This window comes from Citrobacter sp. CFNIH10 (assembly GCF_002934585.1).
In the GTDB taxonomy this organism is placed as follows: domain Bacteria; phylum Pseudomonadota; class Gammaproteobacteria; order Enterobacterales; family Enterobacteriaceae; genus Citrobacter_A; species Citrobacter_A amalonaticus.
Genome location: NZ_CP026216.1, coordinates 3,956,138 through 3,974,491, shown reverse-complemented (window position 1 = coordinate 3,974,491; position 18,354 = coordinate 3,956,138). Strand labels below are relative to the sequence as shown.

The following is an 18,354-nucleotide window of genomic DNA, read 5'->3' as shown; positions in this document are numbered from 1 at the left end:
TTGTCATGGGACCGCTACCACTGAAAAACAAAGTGAACCGAAAAATTAAGGAATGCCTCAGCGCCGTCTATGGCGATACATGGACAGGGCTTCACGATGGATCATTAAAAATGCGCATGGAAAGGGCGCGTAAGATTATTAATAAAAAGCGTAAACCTCATTGGGATGAAAGTGATGTGGTGCTCATTACGTATGCCGATCAATTTCATAGCGAGAAAGAAAAACCGCTGCCAACCTTTAATCAGTTCTGGATGCGCTGGTTTTCCTCGGTATTCTCACATGTTCACCTTTTGCCATTTTACCCCTGGTCATCAGATGATGGTTTTTCGGTTATTGATTACTATCAGGTGTCTCCCGAAGCCGGCGAGTGGAATGATATTCGTGAGTTAAACCGCTCCTGTTGTTTGATGTTTGATTTTGTTTGCAATCATATGTCAGCAAAAAGTGACTGGTTTGAACGTTATTTGCGGCAAGCTCCTGGATACGAAAACTTTTTTATTGAGATGGACCCAGAGACTGATTTACATGCCGTAACGCGTCCACGGGCATTGCCGTTATTAACACCGTTTACCATGCAGGATAAATCCGTTCGTTATTTATGGACGACATTTAGCGAAGACCAGGTTGATCTCAACTACAGTAACCCGGACGTGCTACTTGCCATGATTGACGTACTGCTGACCTACCTGGAACACGGAGCCGATTATGTACGTCTGGACGCCGTTGGCTACATGTGGAAAACGCCGGGTACGACCTGCATTCATCTGGAAAAAACGCATCAACTGATCAAGTTATTTCGCGCGATAGCAGATGAGGTCGCCCCCGGCACGGTCATCATTACTGAGACCAATGTCCCGCACAAAGACAATGTTTCCTATCTGGGTAACGGGCATGACGAAGCACATATGGTTTATCAGTTCTCTTTGCCGCCACTTGTCCTGCACTCCCTGCATCGCCAGGATTGCCGGGTGCTGTGCCAATGGGCGCAGTCGTTATCATTGCCTTCGACAGAGACCACCTGGTTCAACTTTCTGGCTTCGCATGATGGCATTGGATTGAATCCACTGCGCGGGCTGTTAGCGGAAGACGATATTCTGACACTGGTGACGGACCTGCAGAAAGAAGGGGCCTTAGTGAACTGGAAAAATAATCCAGATGGCACCCGGAGTCCGTATGAATTAAATGTGACCTGGATGGATGCGTTAGGCCATCAGGATGACAGCGATGAAGAACGCCTTGCCAAATTTATTCTCACCCATGTTCTGCTATTAACCTTCCCTGGCGTTCCTGCGATTTATATTCAGAGCATTCTGGGGTCGCGCAATGACTACGAAGGCGTCGAAAAACACGGTTATAACCGGGCTATTAACCGAAAAAAATATGAGCAAAAATCAATTGAACAGGAATTGATGACTGAAGGTTCTCTTCGTCATGAGATTTATCAGGCGTTGTCCCGATTAATTGTTATTCGCAGGGGTAATAAGGCGTTTCATCCCGAGAGCATGTTTGATATTCGCTGTCTGACACCTTCTGTTCTGCGGATTATTCGCTCGGCCGATGAACATAAAAAAATCAATGCACTTTTTAATTTTAGCGATCGCCAACAAATCATTGATGCCAGTATTTATACAGGCGTTGATTTAATTAGCGGAGTGAGTGTTTCCGGAGAGACATTAACACTGCAACCCTGGCAGGTTATGTGGATTAAAAAATAAAAAGGAATATCTGATGATCAAAACTAAAATGGTGCTGTTATCAGCACTGGTTTCCTGCGCCCTGATTTCTGGTTGTAAGGATGATAAACCCGCCCATGTTTCAATTGAGTTTATGCACTCTTCTGTGGAACAGGAGCGCCAGGCCGTTATTACCACGCTGATTAAACGCTTTGAAAAAGCGAACCCAGATATCAGTGTTAAACAGGTTCCGGTTGAAGAAGATGCCTATAACACCAAAGTTATTACGCTGGCGAGAAGCGGGTCGCTACCGGAAGTGATCGAAACCAGTCATGACTATGCCAAGGTCATGGATAAAGAGCAGTTAATCGATCGGGATGCGGTGGCGAACGTCATTCAGAAGGTCGGGGAAGATATCTTCTACGATGGCGTATTGCGCATCGTTCGTACCGAAGATGGCAGCGCGTGGACAGGGGTTCCGGTGAGCGCCTGGATCGGCGGTATCTGGTATCGCAAAGACATCCTTGCTCAGGCGGGACTGGATGAACCGAAAAACTGGGAAACGCTGCTTGCCGCTGCGCAAAAACTCTATGATCCGGCGCATAAAAAATATGGCATTGCCCTGCCGACCGCAGAAAGCGTGCTGACGGAGCAATCCTTCTCGCAGTTTGCCTTATCCAATAATGCCAACGTCTTTGATGCCCAGGGCCACATCACGTTCAACACGCCTGAAATGAATCAGGCGTTGGGATATTACCGCGATCTGGCCGCCACCACGATGCCGGGCTCTAACGACATCATGGAGGTGAAAGATGCCTTTATGAATGGTACTGCGCCGATGGCGATTTATTCCACCTACATTCTCCCCGCGATAATTAAAGAAGGGGATCCCCAGAACGTGGGCTTTGTGGTTCCGACCGAAAAGACAGCGGCCGTTTATGGCATGTTGACCTCACTGACGATCACGAATGGGCAAAAAGAAGAGGAGACGGCGGCAGCCGAGAAGTTTGTCGCGTTTATGGAACAGGCAGACAACATCGCTGACTGGGTAATGATGTCGCCGGGCGCTGCGTTGCCGGTCAATAAGGAGGTCGTAAAAACCCAAACCTGGCAAAACAACAGCGTGATTAAAGCGTTAGGTGAGCTCCCGGCACAACTCATTGCTGAGCTACCGAATATTCAGGTTTTTGGCGCGGTAGGGGATAAGAACTTCACCCGTATGGGGGACGTCACCGGTTCCGGCGTGATAAGCACGACGGTACATAACGTGACGGTAGGCAAAGCCGATCTCCCGACAACGCTTCAGAAAAGCCAGCAAAAACTGGATGCCCTGGTAGGGCAGCGTTGATGGGTAAGAGGAACGTCGTTATGGCCCGATTATTCTCCGGTCGCTCCGATATGCCCTTTGCGATGCTATTGCTGGCACCCAGTTTGATTCTGTTGGGTGGACTCGTGGCATGGCCGATGCTATCGAATATTGAAATCAGCTTTCTGCGCCTGCCGCTGAATCCGCGTATCAACGCCACGTTTGTTGGGGTCGCGAATTACGTTCGCATCCTTTCCGATCCGGATTTCTGGCATTCGTTGTGGATGACGGTCTGGTATACCGCGCTGGTGGTGACGGGCAGTACCGTGCTCGGACTCGGGGTGGCGATGTTCTTTAATCGCGAGTTCCGGTTACGCAAGACGGCGCGCTCACTGGTGATTCTCTCTTATGTCACGCCGTCTATCTCGCTGGTCTTTGCCTGGAAGTACATGTTCAACAGCGGATACGGCATCGTGAACTATCTGGGAGTCGATCTGCTGCATTTGTACGATCAGGCCCCCTTGTGGTTCGACAATCCCGGTAGCAGTTTCGTGCTGGTGGTGCTGTTTGCCATCTGGCGCTATTTCCCGTACGCCTTTATTTCGTTTCTGGCAATTTTGCAGACCATCGATAAATCGCTCTATGAAGCAGCCGAAATGGATGGCGCGAATGCCTGGCAGCGTTTTCGTATCGTCACGCTGCCCGCCATTATGCCGGTCCTGGCGACGGTGGTTACCCTGCGTACCATCTGGATGTTTTATATGTTTGCCGATGTGTACCTGCTGACGACAAAGGTCGACATTCTCGGGGTGTATCTCTACAAAACAGCTTTTGCTTTTAATGATTTAGGTAAAGCTGCAGCCATTTCCGTCGTGCTTTTTATCATTATTTTCGCCGTCATTTTACTGACCAGAAATAGGGTGAACCTCAATGGCAACAAATAAACGCAGACTCGGACGCGTGGGCTTTTATTGTGGCCTGATTGTGTTTTTGATCATCACATTGTTTCCCTTTTTTGTGATGTTAATGACGTCGTTCAAAAGCGCGAAAGAAGCGATTTCATTGCACCCGACATTGCTGCCGCAAGAGTGGACGCTTGAGCATTACATCGACATTTTTAATCCACTGATTTTTCCGTTTATTGATTACTTTCGTAACAGCCTGCTGGTCTCCGTTGTGTCATCAGTGGTGGCGGTATTCCTGGGCACGCTCGGTGCCTACGCGCTGTCCCGACTGCGTTTTAAAGGGCGGATGACCATCAATGCCAGTTTTTACACCGTCTACATGTTCTCCGGCATTTTGCTGGTGGTCCCGCTGTTCAAAATCATTACCGCGCTGGGCATTTACGACACAGAAATGGCGTTGATTGTCACCATGGTCACCCAGACGTTGCCGACCGCCGTATTCATGCTGAAAAGTTATTTCGACACGATTCCGGATGAGATTGAAGAAGCAGCGATGATGGATGGGCTGAATCGCCTGCAAATCATCTTTCGCATTACCGTGCCGCTGGCGATGTCCGGACTGGTATCGGTTTTTGTCTACTGCTTTATGGTGGCCTGGAACGATTATCTGTTCGCCTCGATCTTTCTTTCCAGCGCCAGCAATTTCACGTTGCCGGTGGGCCTGAACACCCTGTTCAGTACACCGGATTATATCTGGGGGCGGATGATGGCGGCGTCGCTGGTGACGGCATTACCGGTTGTCATTATGTATGCGCTTTCGGAACGGTTTATTAAGAGTGGTTTGACCGCGGGTGGCGTGAAGGGCTAAAGCGGCCAGTTTAAACAAGGAGTGGTAAATGAAGAAGTTAGTCGCAACAGAACCGCGCGTCGCGGCGCTGGTAGAGTATGACGATCGCGCCGTCATGGCGAATGAGGTGAAAATTCGCGTGCGGTTTGGCGCACCGAAACACGGTACGGAAGTGGTGGATTTTCGCGCCGCCAGTCCGTTTATTGATGAAGATTTTAATAGCGAATGGCAAATGTTTACGCCACGTGCGAAAGACGCGCCGCGCGGTATTGAGTTTGGTAAGTTCCAGCTCGGCAATATGGTCGTTGGCGACATTATCGAGTGCGGGAGCGACGTCACTGACTATGCCATTGGTGATAGCGTCTGTGGTTACGCCCCTTTAGCCGAAACGGTCATTATTAACGGCGTCAATAACTACAAACTCCGCAAGATGCCGCAGGGGGCGAGCTGGAAAAACGCGGTGTGCTACGACCCGGCTCAGTTTGCGATGAGCGGCGTGCGTGATGCCAACGTGCGGGTAGGTGATTTCGTCGTCATCGTTGGTCTTGGCGCGATTGGGCAGATAGCTGTCCAGTTGGCAAAGAAAGCTGGCGCGTCGGTAGTCATTGGCATCGATCCGATCGCCCATCGTTGTGATATCGCTCGCCGCCACGGCGCGGATTTCTGCCTGAATCCGATGGGTACTGATGTCGGTAAAGAGATCAAAATGCTGACCGGTAAGCAGGGGGCGGATGTCATCATCGAAACCAGCGGCTATGCCGACGCGTTGCAGTCCGCGCTACGTGGGCTGGCTTATGGCGGCACTATCTCTTATGTCGCGTTTGCCAAACCCTTTGCCGAAGGTTTCAATCTCGGGCGCGAAGCCCATTTCAATAACGCCAGAATTGTCTTCTCGCGCGCGTGCAGCGAGCCGAACCCGGACTATCCGCGCTGGAGTCGCAAACGTATTGAGGAGACCTGCTGGGAACTGCTGATGAATGGTTATCTTAACTGTGAGGATCTTATCGACCCGGTGGTGACCTTTGCGGCTAGTCCGGAAAGCTATATGCAGTATGTCGACAGACATCCGGAACAGAGCATCAAAATGGGCGTCACATTTTAAGCGTAAAGGAAGACGAGCAATGAAAATCGGCACACAGAATCAGGCATTTTTCCCGGAAAATATTCTGGAGAAGTTTCGCTATATCAAAGAGATGGGTTTTGATGGCTTTGAGATCGACGGCAAATTGCTGGTTAATCACCTTGATGAAGTCAAGGCCGCCATTAAAGAAACGGGCCTGCCAGTCACGACCGCCTGCGGTGGTTATGATGGCTGGATCGGCGATTTCATCGAAGAGCGTCGTCTGAACGGATTACAGCAGATCGAACGCATTCTTGAAGCGCTGGCGGAAGTGGGCGGGCAGGGCATCATTGTGCCTGCGGCTTGGGGAATGTTTACCTTCCGTCTACCGCCAATGACCTCGCCGCGCAGTCTGGCTGGCGATCGCAAAGCAGTCAGCGACTCGCTACGTTACCTTGACAGTGTGGCAGCACGTACCGGTACCACCGTCTATCTCGAGCCGCTTAACCGTTATCAGGATCATATGATCAACACGCTGGCGGATGCGCGTCGGTACATTGTGGAAAACAATCTGAAGCACGTACAGATCATCGGCGATTTCTACCACATGAATATCGAAGAAGATGATATGGCGAAGGCGCTGCACGATAACCGCGATCTGCTGGGACATGTGCATATCGCGGATAATCATCGCTATCAACCGGGCAGCGGCAGCCTGAACTTCAGCATGCTGTTTGATCAGTTGCGCGAAGATAACTATCAGGGCTACGTGGTGTATGAAGGGCGGGTGCGGGCAGAAAATCTGCCGGAAGCCTACCGTCAGTCATTGGCCTGGTTGCGTACCTGCTAAGAGGTTGCCGTGAAAAGTGCAATGACTCGTTCTCCGCTTCGCGTTGCCATCATTGGCGCCGGACAGGTAGCGGATAAAGTTCATGCTTCGTACTACTGCACCCGCGAGGATCTGGAACTGGTGGCTGTCTGTGACAGCCGCCGTTATCAGGCGCAAACGCTGGCAGATAAATACGGCAATGCGCAGGTCTGGGACGATCCGCAGGCGATGCTTCAGAAGGTAAAGCCCGATATCGTCAGCATCTGTTCACCGAATCGTTTTCATTACCAGCATACTTTGCTGGCACTGGAGGCCGGTTGTCACGTGATGTGTGAGAAACCGCCAGCGATGACCCCGGATCAGGCGCTGGAGATGCGTAATACCGCGCGTCGTATGGGTAAAGTACTGGCCTATGATTTCCACCATCGGTTCGCGCTGGATACGCAGTTACTGCGTGAGCAGGTCATGGCGGGCGTTCTCGGTGAAATCTACGTGACCAACGCCAGAGCGCTGCGTCGCTGCGGCGTTCCCGGATGGGGGGTTTTTACCAATAAAGCGCTGCAGGGCGGCGGGCCGCTGATCGATCTTGGTATTCACATGCTGGATGCCGCGATGTATGTGCTGGGGTTCCCAATGGTGAAACGGGTCTGGGCCCACAGTTTTCAGAAAATTGGCACACAGAAAAATTGTGGCCAGTTCGGTGAGTGGGATCCGACGACCTATACCGTAGAGGATTCTCTGTTTGGCACCGTCGAGTTCCACAACGGCAGCATTCTGCGTCTTGAAACCTCCTTTGCGTTGAATATCCCCGAACAATCCATCATGAATGTGAATTTTTGTGGTGACAAAGCGGGGGCAACGCTGTTCCCGGCGCAGGTCTATACCGATAAGGGCGGCGAACTGGAGACGCTATTTGCCCGCGGATGTGCAGACGATCAGCGTCATTTTCGCAGTATGGAAGCTTTCGTGAATCATGTTCGCGGTGAGCCGGTCACTATCGCGGACGCCGAACAGGGATGGCTGATCCAGCAACTGGTGGCGGCGCTGTATCAGTCTGCAGAAACAGGGATGTGTGTTGAATTATGAGCAAGCCAGTTACGTTATCCGAATCGGGTTTTTGTCCGCACAGCCTGAATAAATATGCCTCACTACTGGCGACAGGCAATGGTTACCTGGGGTGTCGCGCCAGCCACGAAGAAGCTTATACTCATCAAACGCGTGGGATGTATCTGGCCGGGTTGTATCACCGGTCCGGGAAGGGGGAAATCAATGAACGGGTGAACCTTCCGGACGTTATTGGCGTCGACATCTTCCTGAATGGTGAGCTTTTCTCGTTGCTCAGCGGAACTCTCGAAAGCTGGCAGCGACAGATCGACTTCGCTACCGGCGAGTTAACGCGTTCGCTGATCTGGCGTGCGCCTGACGGGGCGCGTTTCGCCATTGAGAGTCGACGCTTTGTCTCAGCAGAGCAATTGCCACTCCTGGCGACGACGTTGTCGATTACCCCGCTCGACAGCGATGCCTTAATTGCGTTATCGACCGGCATTGACGCGACAATCACCAACCATGGTCGCCAGCATCTGGATGAAACGCAGTTGCGGGTGTTCGGACAACATCTCCTGCAAGGGATTTACACCACTCAGGATGGTCGAAGTCATGTCGCTGTTTCCACACATTGCCGCGTCAACGGTGATGCGCAGTCCTGCTTTACAGCGAAAGAACGGCGGCTGATGCAGCACACCAGCTCGTTGATGAAAGCAGGGGAATGCCTGACGCTGGAAAAACTCACATGGGTGGACTGGACCACAGAGTGCGATGTCTCACTGGAAAGCTGGGGGCAAAAGGGGATTCTGCACCTGAATGCCTGCGTGGGGCTGGGTTATGACGCGTTACTGGCGCAATCCGCCGCCAACTGGCAGCGCTGGTGGCAGCATTGTCGAGTAGAAGTGAATAGCGTAAACGCAGACGATCAGCGTGCGCTGGACTTCGCCCTGTATCATTTACGGATTATGACACCTGCCCATGATGAGCGTTGTAGCATCGGCGCGAAGGGGATGACCGGTGAAGGTTATAAAGGACACGTTTTCTGGGATACCGAAGTCTTTCTGCTTCCTTTTCATCTGCTCACTTACCCTGACGTCGCGCGGAATTTGTTGCGCTACCGTTGGCATAATCTGGCCGGGGCGCGGGAAAAAGCGCGAATAAACGGCTGGCAGGGGGCGCTGTTTCCATGGGAAAGCGCGCGCAGCGGTGATGAAGAGACGCCGGAGTTCGCGGCGATCAACATTCGAACCGGATTACGTCAGAAGGTGGCTTCTGCGCAGGCGGAACATCATCTGGTGGCCGATATTGCCTGGGCCGTTGTGGCGTACTGGCAGGCCACAGGCGATGAGCAATTTATGTCCCATGAAGGACTAACGCTTCTACTGGAAACGGCACGGTTCTGGCTGAGTCGTACAACGGAAGTGAAGGGGCGACTTGAGATCCATGATGTCATTGGCCCGGATGAATACACCGAACACGTGAATAATAACGCCTTCACTAACTATATGGCGTATTACAACGTCGAGCAGGCACTGCATTTTGCCCGTCGCTATGGTTGCACGGACGACGCGTTTATTCATCGTGCCGAGCATTTTCTCCAGTTCTTATGGCGACCAGAGGTTCTGGCAGATGGCATTTTACCGCAGGATGATACGTTTCTCAGCAAACCGGCTATTGATCTGAGCGCGTACAAGACAACGGCGGGCAAGCAGACGATCCTGTTGGATTACTCGCGGGCGGAAGTCAATGAACTGCAAATTCTGAAGCAAGCGGATGTGGTGATGCTGACCTATATGCTCCCGGAGTTGTTCACAGCGGAAGTTTGCCTCAACAATCTCCATTTCTACGAAGCGCGCACCATACATGACTCCTCTTTAAGTAAAGCGATTCACGGGATCGTAGCGGCACGCTGTGGCGACCCAGAACAGGGTTATCAGTTCTGGCATGAAGGCGCGCAGATCGATCTTGGCGACGATCCGCACAGTTGCGACGACGGCATCCACGCGGCGGCAACGGGGGCCATCTGGCTGGGGGCGATTCAGGGATTTGCGGGGCTGAGCGTACGTAACGGTGCACTGCACCTCGACCCGGCGCTGCCAGAGGGATGGAAAAAACTGACGTTCCCTCTGTACTGGCAGGGAAGCGAGATGATGATTTCGCTCAGCAAAAGTCACGTGACGATAAGCAGTTCACGACCGGTTACGCTGTGGCTTAATGCAAAGCCAATCATTATTGACGGTGAATACAAACTCGCATTTCCTGACATGATTTTGCCTGTTTTTGGGACCGCTACCACGGAAAGGGGAAAAGAATGAAACCACAGGCAATAGTGTTTGATCTTGATGGGGTCATTACCGATACGGCACATCTGCATTTTCTTGCCTGGCGACAGGTGGCTGCTGAATTGGGAATCGTGATTGATGAGGTGTTCAACGATCGCCTGAAAGGGATCAGTCGTGGTGAGTCGCTGCTGCGTATTTTGCGTCACGGTGGAAAAGAAGGGGTATTCACCCAGGCGGAACGGGAGCAGATCGCCGCGCGTAAAAATGCGCTTTATGTTGACTCGCTGCGCTCACTGACGCCGGAGGCGGTACTGCCGGGAATTAAGGAACTGCTGACTACGCTGCGTACGGAACAGATAAAAACCGGACTGGCGTCAGTGTCATTGAATGCGCCCGCGATCTTACAGGCGTTGCAAATGACATCGTTATTCGATTTTTGCGCCAATGCCGCGCTGATCCGCCGTTCTAAACCGGATCCGGAGATTTTTCTCGCGGCGTGCAACGGTCTGCACGTTAATCCGCGGGCATGTATTGGAATAGAGGATGCGCAGGCGGGGATTGAGGCGATTAATGCCAGCGGAATGCGTTCGGTGGGTATTGGATCCACCTTAACCGGCGCAGATTTGCTGCTTCCGACAACGGAATTTTTGACGTGGCCGCGCTTATCGGCTTTCTGGCAACTCGACAAGTAAAGGAATCAACATGGCACAGCTTTCGTTGCAGCATATACAGAAAATTTATGACAACCAGGTGCATGTGGTTAAAGACTTCAATCTGGAAATTGAAGACAAAGAATTCATCGTGTTTGTCGGCCCGTCGGGATGCGGAAAATCAACCACGCTACGAATGATTGCGGGGCTTGAGGAGATCAGCGCCGGCGAACTGTTGATCGACGGTAAGCGGATGAATGATGTGCCCGCAAAGGCGCGCAATATTGCAATGGTCTTCCAGAACTACGCGCTGTATCCGCACATGAGTGTCTATGACAACATGGCGTTCGGTCTGAAGATGCAAAAGATTGATCCCGGCGTTATTGACGAACGCGTCAACTGGGCAGCGCAGATCCTCGGTTTACGCGAGTACCTCAAGCGCAAACCTGGCGCATTGTCGGGCGGGCAACGCCAGCGTGTTGCGCTGGGCCGGGCCATTGTGCGTGAAGCGGGCGTGTTTCTGATGGATGAGCCGCTCTCTAATCTCGACGCCAAACTCCGTGTCCAGATGCGCGCAGAGATCAGCAAACTACACCAGAAGTTGAATACCACCATGATTTACGTCACGCACGACCAGACAGAAGCCATGACCATGGCGACGCGGATTGTGATCATGAAGGATGGGATCGTCCAGCAGGTTGGAGCGCCCAAAATGGTTTATAACCATCCCGCAAATATGTTTGTTGCAGGTTTTATCGGTTCTCCGGCAATGAATTTTATCCGTGGTGCGATTGACGGAAATAAATTTGTTACGGAAACCCTTAAATTAACCCTTCCGGAAGACAAATTACGGATATTAAAAGCGAAGGGTTATGAACATAAAGCTGTCGTGCTGGGGATCCGCCCGGAGGATATTCACCCTGGAATACAAGAAGAGAATAGCGTGACAGCAAAAATAAGCGTGGCGGAACTGACCGGCGCAGAATTTATGTTGTACAGCACGATTGGGGGGCACGAGCTGGTGGTCCGTGCCGGGTCTGTTAATGACTATTATGCAGGAGACAATATCACCATCCATTTTGATATGGCGAAATGCCATTTCTTTGACGTAGAGACGGAATTCGCTATTTAACAATAAATATCTCCAGGAGCGTGGCCCCCTGGCTTTCGCGATATTTTATTTATCTGTACTTTAACAAGGAATAAAAATGAAAACCTTACTGTCCTCTTCAGCGCTGCTGATATGCGCTGGGATGGCCTGCGCGCAGGCTGCCGATAATAAAGACTGGCATTTTAATATTGGTGCCATGTACGAAATTGAAAACGTTGAAGGTTACGGCGAAGATATGGACGGACTTGCTGAACCGTCTGTCTATTTTAATGCCTCGAACGGTCCGTGGAGAATATCCCTGGCCTATTATCAGGAAGGCCCGGTTGACTATAGTGCTGGCAAACGCGGTACCTGGTTTGATCGCCCGGAACTGGAAGTTCACTATCAGATCCGGCTTTGTTGAATAAATCAGATTTCGGGTAAGTCTCCCCCGTAGCGGGTTGTGTTTTCAGGCAATACGCACGCTTTCAGGCATACCTGCTTTCGTCATTTTGTTCAGCGCTCGTACCAGGGCCATAGCCTCCGCAACCTGACCATCGTAGTCACGCAGCGTCAGTGAACCCCCGAACAGCTGTTTTACCCGGTACATCGCCGTTTCCGCTATCGAGCGACGGTTGTAATCTGTTGTCCATTTCCACCGCGCATTACTCCCGGTCATTCGCTGATTAGCCACTGCACGGTTACGGTCTGCATATTCACCGGGCCAGTAACCCGCGCCTTTTCGGGGTGGGATAAGCGCGCTGATTTTCTTACGCCGCAGTTCATCGTGACAGAGCCGGGTGTCGTAAGCGCCGTCTGCCGATGCTGCCCTGATTTTTCTGTGAGTCTGCCGGATAAGACCCGGGAAGGCTTCTGAGTCCGTCACATTGTTCAGCGACAGGTCTGCACAGATGATTTCATGTGTGTTGCTGTCAACTGCCAGATGCAGCTTACGCCAGATACGGCGGCGTTCCTGACCATGCTTTTTGACTTTCCACTCGCCTTCACCGAAGACCTTCAGCCCGGTGGAATCAATTACCAGGTGTGCGATTTCACCCCGGGTGGGCGTTTTGAAACTGATATTAACCGACTTTGCCCGCCTGCTGACACAGCTGTAATCCGGGCAGCGTAGCGGAACGTTCATCAGAGAAAAAATGGAATCAATAAAGCCCTGCGCAGCGCGCAGGGTCAGCCTGAATACGCGTTTAATGACCAGCACAGTCGTGATGGCAAGGTCAGAATAGCGCTGAGGTCTGCCTCGTGAAGAAGGTGTTGCTGACTCATACCAGGCCTGAATAGCTTCATCATCCAGCCAGAAAGTTATGGAGCCACGGTTGATGAGGGCTTTATTGTAGGTGGGCCAGTTGGTTATTTTGAACTTTTGCTTTGCCACGGAACGGTCTGCGTTGTCGGGAAGATGCGTGATCTGATCCTTCAACTCAGCAAAAGTTCGATTTATTCAACAAAGCCATCAGATCCTGGAAAGTGATGATTTCAGTTTTGGTTTGACGGGTGGCTTTCGTAACTACGGCTATCACTATGTGAATGAAGCGGGCAAAGACACCGCAAATATGCAGCGCTGGAAAGTGGCGCCGGACTGGAATGTGAAGCTCACGGATGATTTGCGCTTTAGCGGATGGCTGGCGATGTATCAATTCGTCAACGATCTGACGACCACCGGCTATTCAGACAGTCGTGTCGAAAGCGAAACGGGCCTGAATTATACCTTTAATGAAACGGTGGGACTGACGGTAAATTACTATCTGGAGCGCGGTTTCAACCTTGCTGAACATCGTAATAATGGCGAGTTTTCTACTCAGGAAATTCGCGCCTATTTACCGATTTCGCTGGGCAATACCACGCTGACACCCTATACCCGTATTGGTCTGGATCGGTGGTCAAACTGGGACTGGCGAGACGATCCGGAGCATGAAGGTCATGACTTCAACCGTCTCGGATTACAGTATGCCTATGATTTCCAGAATGGTTTGTCGATGACGCTGGAATATGCCTATGAGTGGGAAGATCACGATGAAGGTGACAGTGACCGGTTCCATTATGCGGGCATAGGCGTTAACTACGCCTTCTGATAGCCCTGGCTGCCCGTCAATTACGGGCAGCCATTCGCTCAGGCCAGAGATGCGGTCAGAGAGATACGGGTTTCGACGGTGATGGAGCGAGCGTCGGTTTTCCCGGCAATATGCTTAAACAACAGATCGCAGCTTTGCTCGCCGAGTTCACGTGTAGGGACGTCAATGCCGCCGGGCGGAGGGGTGAGAATAAAAGAGAGCATTTCGTTGCTGTAACCGACGACCGCCAGCTGCTGCGGAATGGCAATTTTTCTCTCCGACGCTGCGCGATACAAACTGAGGATCTTAATGCTGTCGGTGGCAAAAACAGCATCCGGTAAGGGGTGCTGGTTTAATAATGCTCTCGCCGCTTCCAGCGCACTTTCGTGCGTATAGCCACCATCAATAATCCAGCGTTTATTCTCTGCCAGTTGATGCGTCGCCAGACTGCGCTTATAGCCATTTACGCGATCAACAGAAACATGGTATTCCAGCGGTGCATGCAAACAGGCAATATTCTGATGGCCGCTGTCAATCAGGGCATCAGTCAGTGCAATACTGTCACGATAATTATCGGTATCGACTGAGTAAACGTGAGTGTATTGACCTTCTACCTTACCGATGACCACCACTGGAATATCATATTTATCCAGACGCTCGAAAAAAGTCTCATCTGCGGGCGAACTAAGCATGATAATGCCTTTGATCATCTTCTGCTTAATCTTGCTCTCGCACTTTTGCAGATCGTCTTCAGTACTACGTGACGTTTGTAGGATCACGTCGAAACCTTCCTCCTCTGCTTTTGCGGTAATGGCGTGCAAAACTTCAGAGAAGAAGGGGTTACCAGCAGTTGTTTTGGTCGAGCGTGTTGAAATCACCATGATGGCGTCAAACCCGGATGAGGTCAGGGCGCGGGCCAGTTTATTCGGCTGATACTGCAGTTCATCAATAGCGCGCTGCACTTTTTCCAGCGCTTCCGGTGAGATATTGGTTTGCTTGTTTAATACGCGCGAGACCGTCGACTTCGACACACCCGCCACGCGAGCGATATCATAAATAGTGGGGGTCATACTCCTGCAACTCCATCGGAGAGTTAATACCATACATCTTAGGGAGTTAGTCTGCGGTTGACAACACAGCGCGGTGGATTGTGCCGTGTAGCAATGAACTTCATGAATCAGCATTTCTGTGGCAGCCCGAACCTGGCGCGGCAGTTTGATTGCAGACCATTGCATGAAGTTATCGGGTTTGATAAAACCTGATATCCCATCCTTTAATAATGCGACGCTCATGATGCAAAGCCACTCTTTCCTGGTCCCTTTTCAGGGCGAAACGCTTTACGCTGAAAGTACGTTTGGCCGCAATGGACATGTCCTGATGCTACACGGCGGCGGGAAAGACAGAACCATTTTCCACAAGTATCGCGTTATGTTGGATGAGTCAGGTTTTGGAACGACGATATTCGATTTTTTAGGTCATGGAGAAACCGGCGGCGACATTCGCGATTCCTCGTTGTTGAGCCGCACCCAACAGGCAACGGCGGTGATGGATTTTCAGGGGCAGATTTTTACCGGTTGTGTGGGCGTCAGCATGGGGGCGTACAATGCGCTTCAACTCAGTAAAATGGTTCCGCTGCGCTCGTTGATTCTGATGGTGCCAGGTGTCTATGCCACGCCCGCGTATCCGGTTAAATTTGGCCCCGATTTTTCGGCCATCATACGCCAGGATCGCAGTTGGGACGCGACGGATGCGTGGGCCATCACCGCTGAATTTACCGGTGATTTGTTGGTTATCGCTGCCGAAAATGACACCATCATCCCTGCCGATATACCGAAAAAACTGGTCTCGTCGGCAGCGCAGGCCTGCCAAAAGACACTACTCACGATCGATGGGGCGGGTCATAACTCGATCTGGGAGCAGTTGATGCGTTCAAGAGCATGCTATGAAAGTGTTCGCTCGGCTTTTGAACGCTGCTTAGCTCATTAGCATACTTTTATTTCAGCCTGTCCTGTTTTCCCTTAACGGGGTCAGTCGGGTGAACATCCCACTCGACACAACCCGATTGAAAATCAACGACCTGCCCCTATATTAGAGGGATGCGTTATACTTTTTTCTGGTCTTCAGGCATAACGGGATGGCGATGAAGAGACTCACCAATGAACTCAATGCGCTGGTTAATCGCGGTGTAGACCGGCATTTGCGCCTCGCGGTCACCGGGCTGAGCCGGAGCGGAAAAACCGCATTTATCACGGCGATGGTTAATCAGTTGCTCAATATCCATGCCGGTGCGCGGCTGCCGCTGCTTAGCGCAGTACGCGAGGAGCGCCTGCTCGGGGTGAAACGTGTCCCCCAGCGAGATTTTGGCATTCCTCGCTTTACCTACGATGAAGGGCTGGCACAGCTGTATGGCGATCCGCCGACGTGGCCGACGCCCACCCGTGGGGTCAGCGAAATTCGCCTGGCGCTGCGCTATAAATCCAATGACTCTCTGCTACGTCACTTCAAAGAGACGTCGACGCTGTACCTGGAAATTGTCGATTATCCCGGCGAATGGCTGCTCGATCTACCGATGCTGGCGCAGGATTACCTGAGCTGGTCACGGCAAATGACCGGTCTGCTTACCGGGCAGCGAGCGGAATGGTCGGCGAAATGGCGACAGCTGACGCAAGGGCTGGATCCGCTGGCACCCGCCGATGAGAACCGCCTGGCCGACATTGCGGCAGCGTGGACGGACTATTTGCATCAATGTAAACAGCAGGGACTGCATTTCATCCAGCCGGGGCGGTTCGTCCTGCCTGGTGATATGGCCGGCGCGCCAGCGTTGCAGTTTTTCCCCTGGCCGGATGTGGACGCGTGGGGTGAATCAAAACTGGCTCAGGCAGACAAACAGACTAACGCCGGGATGCTGCGTGAACGCTTTAACTATTACTGCGAAAAGGTGGTGAAGGGGTTTTATAAGAACCATTTTCTGCGCTTCGATCGTCAGATTGTGCTGGTGGATTGCCTGCAACCGCTCAACAGCGGGCCGCAGGCGTTCAACGACATGCGTCTTGCCTTAACTCAACTGATGCAAAGTTTCCATTACGGTCAGCGTACGCTGTTCCGTCGGCTGTTTTCACCGGTGATCGACAAACTGCTGTTTGCTGCCACCAAAGCGGATCATGTGACGATCGATCAGCACGCCAATATGGTGTCGCTGCTGCAACAGTTGATTCAGGATGCCTGGCAGAACGCCGCGTTTGAAGGGATCAGCATGGATTGTCTGGGGTTGGCCTCCGTTCAGGCTACCACCAGCGGGCTGATTGACGTGAACGGTGAGAAGATCCCGGCGCTACGCGGGAATCGCTTAAGCGATGGCTCTCCGCTGACGGTCTACCCCGGTGAAGTGCCGGCACGTCTGCCGGGACAGGCGTTCTGGGACCGCCAGGGATTTCAGTTTGAAGCATTTCGACCGCAAAAAATGGACGTCGATAAGCCGCTGCCGCACATTCGCCTGGATGCCGCGCTGGAGTTTTTAATAGGAGATAAATTGCGATGAGCGAACCGATAAAACCGCGGATTGATTTCGCTGGTCCGCTTGACGTCGAGCAGAGCCCGGCTTTTAAAGCGCAACAAACGTTTAGCGAGACGCAAGCTCAGTCCTTTGCCCCGGCCACCGTTGATGAACCGCTGGAAGAAGAGGGACAAGCCGAAGCGGTGATTGACGCGGCGCTACGCCCGAAGCGCAGTCTGTGGCGCAAGATGGTGATGGGCGGCCTGGCGCTGTTCGGCGTAAGCGTGGTGGGACAAGGTGTTCAGTGGACAATGAACGCCTGGCAAACCCAGGACTGGGTGGCGCTCGGCGGTTGCGCGGCCGGGGCGCTGATTATTGGGGCGGGAGTCGGATCGGTGGCAACCGAATGGCGACGTCTGTGGCGTTTGCGTCAGCGTGCTCACGAGCGCGATGAAGCGCGTGACCTGCTGCACAGCCACGGTGCCGGCAAAGGACGGGCCTTCTGCGAGAAACTGGCCCAGCAGGCCGGAATCGACCAGTCGCATCCGGCGTTGCAGCGCTGGTATGCCTCGATCCACGAAACGCAGAACGATCGCGAAGTGGTCAGCCTTTACGCCCATCTGGTTCAGCCGGTGCTGGATGCTCAGGCGCGGCGAGAAATCAGCCGTTCGGCGGCGGAGTCGACGCTGATGATCGCAGTCAGTCCGCTGGCGCTGGTGGATATGGCATTTATTGCCTGGCGCAATTTGCGACTGATTAACCGCATCGCCACGCTGTACGGGATAGAGCTGGGCTATTACAGCCGTTTGCGTCTGTTCCGACTGGTGTTGCTCAACATCGCTTTTGCCGGAGCCAGCGAACTGGTACGGGAAGTGGGGATGGACTGGATGTCGCAGGATCTCGCGGCGCGCCTGTCGACCCGAGCCGCGCAGGGGATCGGCGCGGGGTTGTTAACCGCACGACTGGGGATCAAAGCGATGGAGCTTTGCCGCCCGTTGCCGTGGCTGGACGATGACAAACCGCGCCTGGGTGATTTCCGGCGTCAATTGATCGGGCAGCTCAAAGAGACGTTGCAGAAAAACGGCTCCCCGCGAGAAAAGTAATCT

Annotated in this window: 15 protein-coding genes and 2 pseudogenes; 15 read left to right on the top strand and 2 right to left on the bottom strand. The window is 52.4% G+C overall.

Features of this window, described 5'->3' with window-relative positions:
* Positions 1-5: 5 nt before the first annotated feature.
* The 11 genes and pseudogenes from C2U53_RS22985 to C2U53_RS22935 all read left to right on the top strand — a co-directional run.
* Complete coding sequence (locus C2U53_RS22985; protein WP_104446498.1) at positions 6-1,715, top strand: sugar phosphorylase; 1,710 nt, start codon at positions 6-8, stop codon at positions 1,713-1,715.
* Between the two features lie 13 nt (positions 1,716-1,728).
* Complete coding sequence (locus C2U53_RS22980) at positions 1,729-3,021, top strand: ABC transporter substrate-binding protein (RefSeq protein ID WP_104446497.1); 1,293 nt, start codon at positions 1,729-1,731, stop codon at positions 3,019-3,021.
* A 20-nt stretch (positions 3,022-3,041) separates the two neighbouring features.
* The gene (locus tag C2U53_RS22975; RefSeq protein ID WP_043000559.1) at positions 3,042-3,923 is read left to right on the top strand and encodes a carbohydrate ABC transporter permease; all 882 of its coding nucleotides are present in this window, start codon (positions 3,042-3,044) and stop codon (positions 3,921-3,923) included.
* Positions 3,910-4,752: a carbohydrate ABC transporter permease gene (locus tag C2U53_RS22970; RefSeq protein WP_044267167.1), complete on the top strand. Its 843-nt coding sequence runs from the start codon at positions 3,910-3,912 to the stop codon at positions 4,750-4,752. The genes C2U53_RS22975 and C2U53_RS22970 overlap by 14 nt, the downstream gene beginning before the upstream one ends.
* A 28-nt stretch (positions 4,753-4,780) precedes the next feature.
* A complete protein-coding gene (locus tag C2U53_RS22965; protein ID WP_044327764.1) occupies positions 4,781-5,833 on the top strand; it encodes a zinc-binding alcohol dehydrogenase in 1,053 nt (350 codons plus the stop codon).
* 19 nt (positions 5,834-5,852) lie between these two features.
* Complete coding sequence (locus tag C2U53_RS22960) at positions 5,853-6,641, top strand: sugar phosphate isomerase/epimerase (protein ID WP_043000562.1); 789 nt, start codon at positions 5,853-5,855, stop codon at positions 6,639-6,641.
* A 9-nt stretch (positions 6,642-6,650) separates the two neighbouring features.
* Positions 6,651-7,706, top strand: a complete 1,056-nt coding sequence (locus C2U53_RS22955) for a Gfo/Idh/MocA family protein (RefSeq protein WP_104446496.1) — start codon at positions 6,651-6,653, stop codon at positions 7,704-7,706.
* Positions 7,703-9,979, top strand: a complete 2,277-nt coding sequence (locus C2U53_RS22950; protein ID WP_104446495.1) for a glycoside hydrolase family 65 protein — start codon at positions 7,703-7,705, stop codon at positions 9,977-9,979. Before C2U53_RS22955 ends, C2U53_RS22950 begins: the two co-directional genes overlap by 4 nt.
* Positions 9,976-10,638 carry a beta-phosphoglucomutase gene (pgmB, locus tag C2U53_RS22945; protein ID WP_054176234.1) on the top strand — a complete coding sequence of 221 codons (663 nt, stop codon included), beginning with the start codon at positions 9,976-9,978 and terminating at the stop codon, positions 10,636-10,638. Before C2U53_RS22950 ends, pgmB begins: the two co-directional genes overlap by 4 nt.
* Before the next feature lie 10 nt (positions 10,639-10,648).
* Positions 10,649-11,728: an ABC transporter ATP-binding protein gene (locus C2U53_RS22940; protein WP_043000566.1), complete on the top strand. Its 1,080-nt coding sequence runs from the start codon at positions 10,649-10,651 to the stop codon at positions 11,726-11,728.
* 76 nt (positions 11,729-11,804) lie between these two features.
* Positions 11,805-12,095: pseudogene (locus C2U53_RS22935) on the top strand (OmpG family monomeric porin); the annotation flags it as partial.
* A gap of 60 nt (positions 12,096-12,155) precedes the next feature.
* Here the strand turns inward: C2U53_RS22935 and C2U53_RS22930 are convergent.
* Positions 12,156-13,124 carry an IS5-like element IS903B family transposase gene (locus C2U53_RS22930; RefSeq protein WP_000654802.1) on the bottom strand — a complete coding sequence of 323 codons (969 nt, stop codon included), beginning with the start codon at positions 13,122-13,124 and terminating at the stop codon, positions 12,156-12,158.
* 34 nt (positions 13,125-13,158) lie between these two features.
* Here C2U53_RS22930 and C2U53_RS22925 point away from each other — a divergent pair.
* Positions 13,159-13,776, top strand: a pseudogene (locus C2U53_RS22925) (OmpG family monomeric porin); the annotation flags it as partial.
* Between the two features lie 38 nt (positions 13,777-13,814).
* On the opposite strand, the gene C2U53_RS22920 reads toward C2U53_RS22925, so the two are convergent.
* On the bottom strand, positions 13,815-14,825 hold the full coding sequence (locus tag C2U53_RS22920; RefSeq protein ID WP_043000568.1) for a LacI family DNA-binding transcriptional regulator: 1,011 nt from the start codon (positions 14,823-14,825) through the stop codon (positions 13,815-13,817).
* A 220-nt stretch (positions 14,826-15,045) separates the two neighbouring features.
* Here C2U53_RS22920 and C2U53_RS22915 point away from each other — a divergent pair, with 220 nt between their 5' ends.
* The 3 genes from C2U53_RS22915 (at position 15,046) to C2U53_RS22905 (ending at position 18,351) form a co-directional block, all read left to right on the top strand.
* Complete coding sequence (locus tag C2U53_RS22915; protein ID WP_161220226.1) at positions 15,046-15,741, top strand: alpha/beta fold hydrolase; 696 nt, start codon at positions 15,046-15,048, stop codon at positions 15,739-15,741.
* A 154-nt stretch (positions 15,742-15,895) separates the two neighbouring features.
* Entirely contained in the window at positions 15,896-17,293 is a 1,398-nt protein-coding gene (locus C2U53_RS22910) for a YcjX family protein (protein WP_043001924.1), read from the top strand.
* Positions 17,290-18,351 (top strand): YcjF family protein, encoded by a 1,062-nt coding sequence (locus C2U53_RS22905; RefSeq protein ID WP_044267155.1) that lies wholly within the window; start codon positions 17,290-17,292, stop codon positions 18,349-18,351. Before C2U53_RS22910 ends, C2U53_RS22905 begins: the two co-directional genes overlap by 4 nt.
* The last annotated feature ends 3 nt before the right edge of the window (positions 18,352-18,354 follow it).